The 460-nt window shown below is 59.1% G+C and carries 1 protein-coding gene; it reads right to left on the reverse strand.

Annotated elements, in window-relative coordinates; all coding sequences use genetic code 11:
- A partial coding sequence (locus tag KP705_RS21540; RefSeq protein WP_374195575.1) for an IS5 family transposase occupies positions 1 to 452 on the reverse strand: 452 nt, incomplete at its 3' end.
- Positions 453 to 460 lie beyond the last annotated feature (8 nt).

The following is a 460-nucleotide window of genomic DNA, read 5'->3' on the forward strand; positions in this document are numbered from 1 at the left end:
GTCTGTGGCTTTGTAGTCCGAGACCTGGCCTCCGGTAAGGACAAAGCCAAGAGGGCATCCCTGATTGTCACATCGGACATGGATCTTGCTCGTAAAGCCGCCGCGTGATCGACCAAAAGCCTCCGAATGAGCCCCCCTTTTGCGCCCGTTGCCTGGGAGTGGGCRCGRACYACGGTACTGTCGACCATATGCTGCCAGTTATCGGTCAGGTCGAGGTCTATCAGGGTTTGCAGCAGAGCATCCCACACCCCCTGCTCAGCCCAACGCCGGAACCGGACATAGACCGAGTTCCATTTGCCGTAGCGCTCATGCATGTCCCGCCACGGACAGCCTGTGCGCAGAACATGCAGCATACCATTGAGAAACAGGCGGTTGTCTCCAGCTGGTCGAGCCCAACGTCCGCGCTCAGGCGGCAGAAGCGGACCAATTATCGCCCATTCCTGATCCGTCAGATCACCTC

The organism is Gluconobacter sp. P1D12_c (assembly GCF_018812105.1).
Lineage (GTDB): Bacteria > Pseudomonadota > Alphaproteobacteria > Acetobacterales > Acetobacteraceae > Gluconobacter > Gluconobacter oxydans_A.